A 5,262-nucleotide genomic window follows, 5' to 3' on the forward strand; every position below is an offset into this window, starting at 1 on the left:
TTGAGGAGCGTCGACTTGCCGGAGCCCGAGGGCCCGACCACGGTGACGAACTCGCCTTCCCGCAGCGTGAACGACAATCCCTGGATGACCCAGCGACCGGGCTCGGTCCCCCGGCCCGGGAAGGCCTTGCCGAGGTCGCGCACTTCGAGCAGCGGCTGGTCGCTCATGTCGGGTCTCCTGGAGCGCGCGCAGCGGCACCTGTCGGGCGCCAGGACATCAGGCGCCGTTCCGCTGCCGTGACCGCGGCGTTGGCGGCGGCGACGATGAGGGTCAGGGCCACGACGCCCGCGAGCGCACCGGTCATCTCGAAATTGCCGGCCGAGGACTGGATCAGGTAGCCGAGCCCGCGATTCGATGAGATCAGCTCGGCGATCGCCGCACCGCCGATCGAGAGGGGCAGTGCGACCTGCACCGCCTGGACGATGAACGGCGTCGCGGCCGGAAGCACCACCGTGCGGAGCAGCTGCCGCTCGTTAGCCCCGGCGATCCGGGCCATGCGCACGAGCCGAGGATCGACGGCGCGCACTCCCTCGGTGGTGCTAAAGAAGACGATGAAGAAGCTCACGCTCGCGACGAGCGCGACCTTGCTCCAGATGCCGATCCCGAACCAGACGATGAACAGCGGAATGAAGGCGACCTTTGGCAGGCCGTAGCCCAGCACGATGAACGGGTCGAGCACGGCCGCGAGGAAGGGCTGCCGCCTCAGCGCGAGGGGTAGGAGCAGTCCGGGCACCGCGCCGATGGCGAACCCGAGCAGGGCCTCGAGCAGCGTGTATCCGGCATGGCCGAGGAGGACGCCGCCCGAGAGCCAGGCCCAAAGCTGCGTCAGGACGAGGAGAGGCGAGCTGACCTGCTCGGCCCCAAGCCACGTCCCTGCCACCTGCCACGCCACGGCGAGGACGGCCACGATGACGATGCGATCGCGCATGGTCGCCTCCCGCTCAGGGCGCGATGCCGGGGCTGTACAGCTCGCCGATCGGCGGCACGACGGCGTCCTGCGGGATGAGGCCGGCGATGCGGTCGAATGCTACGACGTTGCGGTACATCTCCTCGGTTAGGCTGACGTCCGCCCGGGCGTGATGAGCGAACAGCGCGTAGGACCGGCGCAGGATCGCCGGCTCCATCGCCTCGAAGGTCTTGGCCAGCGCCGCGAGCCCGGCCTCCGGCTCGCTCCGCATGAGCGCGATCGCCTTGCGCAACGCGGCGACGAAGCCCCGGCACAGGGCCGCCTCGGTGCGGCAGTAATCGGGGCGCACGAGCACGACGTTATAGGGGAAGCTCCGTAGTTCCGGCAGGTCGACGTCGGGACCCGAGATCCAGTTCGCGCCGCCCTCGGCCTCCGCGGCGAGCGTGAAGGGCGGGGAGAACACCATGGCGTCGATGGTCCCGCGCTTCATGGCGGCGACCATTGCCTGCGGCTGGAGCGCCGTGATGGTGAAGTCGGTTTCGGGGTTCATCCCGGTCTTGTGGGCGAGGTAGCGCAGGAAGCTGTGCGGCAGGCCGTTGACCGCGTCGATGCCGATCGTCAGGCCCTTAAGCGCCCGCATCCGAGCCGCCGTGTCCCCCGGCCGGGCCGCCTCGAAGCGCTCGGCCACCGCCTTGCGCACGACGATATCCGTCGTCACGCGGTCCTGAAGATTTGCCAGCGCGACAAGCTTCTGGTTGCGGACGGCAGCGGCGATCTGAATGCCCCCGGACACGAGAGCAAAGTCAGCGCTTCGGCCAAGCAGGGCCGGCACGACGCCCGGCCCCGCCACATAGATGATCTTCGGCTCGATGCCCTGCTCCCGGAAGTATCCGCGCTCAAGCGCGATGTAGGCGGGCGCGAATAGGAGCGAGGGTGCTGGCAGCGCAAGGGAGACTCGGGACTGCGCCGCAGCGGTACCGCTGCCGAAGGCGCCGATCAAGAAGACGAGCGCGCACGAGGTAGCGCGGTGGATGAAGTGAAACGGCACGGGCTTTTCTCCCTAGTCTATTATATTTTATTCGTATTGGCGTTCGTGACGTGACCGGCTTGCAAAAAAAGATGCCGATACTCAGGCAAATAATTGAGACTTCGGGCCTGCTTCGATCGAAGATGCCCCACCCGGAAGCGTATCGCGGCGACGCTCGGGACAGTTCTCAGGCGAGAACGGACGCGCGGGCGAGGTTGGCGTCGAGCGCCTGCGCGAGCATCTCGGAGGGACGCAATCCATCCGGCGGCGTGATCCGGAACCCGACGTAGCCGTCGGGACGGACCAGGACGGCCCCGCCCTGCTCTAGGCCGTAGACCCGGCGGAAGCCCTCGCTCGGATCGCCGAGGCGGCCCCCCGGCCCGACCGTCCAGGCGCTGCCGGACAGTCCCTCCCGCGCCATCAAGTCCTCGAATGCCGCGCACCAGGTTGCGCAATCCGGCGTCGCGAACAGGACGAACCGACCCGAGCCGACGAGGTCGATGGGCGAGACCGGGGCGTCGTCCCGCTCGAGCCAGAGATGAGGAGCCCTGTGGCCCGGTCTCGCCGAGGGCGCGTAGTCGAGAACGGAGAAGGCGGGGCTCTCGCCGGCGTCGTCGAGGAAGGCCCCGGCCGCGTAGGCGGCCCCGAACGTCTGGCCGAGGTAGTCGAAATGCTCCCTGAGGTCCGGCACGACCGCGCGCAGCTCCGCCTCGGCCGCGAGCCGATCCGACCCTTCGAGGCGCCGGGCCATCGGGCTGTCGGCGGTCGCCATCCCCGACAGGCCGAGCTCGGCCATCTTGACGGCATTGGCGACGCTCTGGTCGATGTTGACCTGCGCTACCGGACGGCGCTCGGTCTCGTAGGTGTCCAGCAGAGCATCCGGGGCGCGGCCTCGCAGGACGAGCGCGAGTTTCCAGGCGAGGTTGTGGACGTCGGCGATGCCGGTATTCATGCCCTGGCCGCCGGTCGGGGGCAGAGGATGGGCGGCGTCACCTGCCAGGAAGACCGGGCCGGCCCGGAATTGGTCCGCCAGACGCGCCTGCATCCGCCAGGGCATGATCGAGCGGATCCGGATCTCGGCCGCATCGGTACCAAGAACGGACCGAACGACCTCAAGGCAGCGCTCCGGCGTGAAGTCGGCGACGGTCTCCCGCTTGGGATCGAAGGCGAAATTGTAGGTCCAGCGATGGCGGCCATCGAGGGCGATCAGCACGCCGCACGTCTTCAGATTGAAGATCCACCACAATAGATAGGGCCGGTCCTCGACGAGGCGCCACAGGTCCGCCTCGAAATGGATTCCGATCTGGCGCCCGATGCGGCCGAGACCCGACATGGTGATGCCCGCCCGGTCGCGCACCAAGCTCCTGGCACCGTCAGCCCCGATGAGGAAACGCGCACGGACCTCCGCGCCGGCACAGGCGAGCCGCACCCCATGCGGCTCCACCGCGATGTCGCGAACCTCTGTCGAAAATTGCACTGTGACGAAGGGCTCCCGTTCGACGGCTGCCCGCAAAACGGGTTCGAGCCGGTCCTGGGGGCAGGAGACCTTGTGGCTCGGGCTCGCTGCCGCATGGGCCGCGTCGCGCGCCGCGAGTCCTCGGGTGCGCAGGACGGCGACCTCCGGCTCGATGAGGCGCCGCAGGAATGCGACGCCCTGGTTGCGCTCGGCCGGCAATCCCTCTCGCCTGATGGCGTCCTCAAGGCCGAGGGAGCGGAAGATCTCCATGCTGCGGGCGTTGACGACGTGCCCACGGGGGTGGGTCGACGTGCCAGGTTCCGCCTCGAGAACCACCGTTCGAACGCCGAGGCGCCCGAGAAGAAGCGCCGCAGTGAGTCCCACCGGACCAGCCCCAACGATCGCGACTTCGGCCCACATGCGGGCACCTCCCGGCAGCGCGCCGTCTCCGCGGCGCCATTGACTGGCAGTCAACATGGTTATTGACTGCCAGTCAATCTCGAACCTACGAGGGGTCTCGCGGCGTGGGCGCGTCCTCCGCGCCCAGCACCCGGGCCTGCCGCATGACTGCCGGAAACAAGCTCAGCGAAGCGGCAATCACGCCCTCGCGAGGAACGGGACGGCCCTGGACCCATTCGAGGACCAGTTCGTCGAAGAAGCCGAGCCACGCGCGTGTCGCCACGACGAGCGGCTCGGACGGAGCTTCCACGCCGTAGAGTTCCAGGATGAGATGGATAGCGTTGCGGCGCGATCTCTCCCAGATCGTCTGGATCGCCGGCGAGCCTCCGCCGCGCGAGTGGAAAACGTAATCGGCGCGGCGCTGCTCGACCGCCATCATGTGACTTTCCAGGAAGGCCGTGAGCTTGACCTCCGGCGTTCCGGACCGCTGCAGGGCCTCCCGGTGGAGGCGATCGAGGCGATCGGCTGCTCCCTGGCTCACGACTTCGTACAAGCGCGCCTTGCTCTTGAAGTAATGAAACACCAGTCCATGCGCGACCCCGGCCGATCGCGCGATATCCTCGACATTCACGTCGCTGAAGGGTGTCTTCGTGAACAGCTCGGTCGCGGCATCGACGATCTGCCGGCGCGATTCTCGATTGTCGTTCTTTCGCGTTTCTGGTGGCATAGCGCGCCTGGTCCGAACATGGATGCCGAGCATCGATCGGCGCGGGGACTACCACCCTGACAGGCGCAGCGACAATCCACCGGCCCGACGCTGGTGTCGGGGCAGCACTGCGCCCAATCCCAGATGCTCAGAATCGACTCTGCGCTCTGCCGGCGCGGGCGTGCGACGTCGCATCACGCGCAGGAGTGCGCCGGCATCAACGGGCGGGTCAAGCCGTCTCGCGCGGCGTGCCAGGGCAATCGCTTCAGCCTTTGTGCGGGTTTGGGCTGCGCGACGCGGAGGATCATGATTCACCGGGGGCTTGGCGTTCTGCGAGGCCCCATGCCGTCATCGCTTTCGATCCTCGAGCACTTCTCCGCCCTGGAGGATCCGCGCCAGCAGTGGCGGGTGATCTACCCGCTTCCTGAGATCCTGCTGTTGGTCTTGTGCGCCACGCTGTGCGGCATGGACGCCGGCTGTGGGGCGAGCAGCGCCTGAGCTTCCTGCGTCGTTTCCTGCCCTATGCGCGGGGCCTGCCGGCGCACGACACCCTGAACGACGTCATCAACGCGCTCGACGCCGACCTCTTCAAGACCTGCTTCACCACCTGGGTCGACAGCCTGCGCGAGGCCGAGCCCGACCTCATCGCCGTCGACGGCAAGACCTCCCGGCGCTGCCACGCCAAGACCAAGGGCCGGGCTGGCCTGCACACCGTCTCGGCCTGGGCCGCCCGTCAGCGCCTCGTACTCGGCCAGGAGGCGGTGGCC

General features: G+C 68.2%; 5 protein-coding genes and 1 pseudogene. 1 reads left to right on the forward strand and 5 read right to left on the reverse strand.

Features of this window, described 5'->3' with window-relative positions:
- The 5 genes from VP06_RS38675 to VP06_RS33970 all read right to left on the reverse strand — a co-directional run.
- A partial coding sequence (locus tag VP06_RS38675) for an ATP-binding cassette domain-containing protein (protein WP_156295870.1) occupies positions 1-167 on the reverse strand: 167 nt, incomplete at its 3' end.
- Complete coding sequence (locus VP06_RS31560) at positions 164-907, reverse strand: ABC transporter permease (RefSeq protein ID WP_048467782.1); 744 nt, start codon at positions 905-907, stop codon at positions 164-166. The genes VP06_RS38675 and VP06_RS31560, both read right to left, overlap by 4 nt.
- A 34-nt stretch (positions 908-941) precedes the next feature.
- The gene (locus tag VP06_RS31565) at positions 942-1,955 is read right to left on the reverse strand and encodes an ABC transporter substrate-binding protein (protein WP_048467780.1); all 1,014 of its coding nucleotides are present in this window, start codon (positions 1,953-1,955) and stop codon (positions 942-944) included.
- 166 nt (positions 1,956-2,121) lie between these two features.
- Positions 2,122-3,810 (reverse strand): FAD-dependent monooxygenase, encoded by a 1,689-nt coding sequence (locus VP06_RS31570; RefSeq protein ID WP_048467781.1) that lies wholly within the window; start codon positions 3,808-3,810, stop codon positions 2,122-2,124.
- Between the two features lie 85 nt (positions 3,811-3,895).
- The gene (locus VP06_RS33970; RefSeq protein ID WP_082167737.1) at positions 3,896-4,549 is read right to left on the reverse strand and encodes a TetR/AcrR family transcriptional regulator; all 654 of its coding nucleotides are present in this window, start codon (positions 4,547-4,549) and stop codon (positions 3,896-3,898) included.
- 288 nt (positions 4,550-4,837) lie between these two features.
- Here VP06_RS33970 and VP06_RS35635 point away from each other — a divergent pair.
- Positions 4,838-5,262, forward strand: a pseudogene (locus VP06_RS35635) (ISAs1 family transposase); the annotation flags it as partial.

Origin of the sequence: Methylobacterium aquaticum (assembly GCF_001043915.1) — a bacterium.
Lineage (GTDB): Bacteria > Pseudomonadota > Alphaproteobacteria > Rhizobiales > Beijerinckiaceae > Methylobacterium > Methylobacterium aquaticum.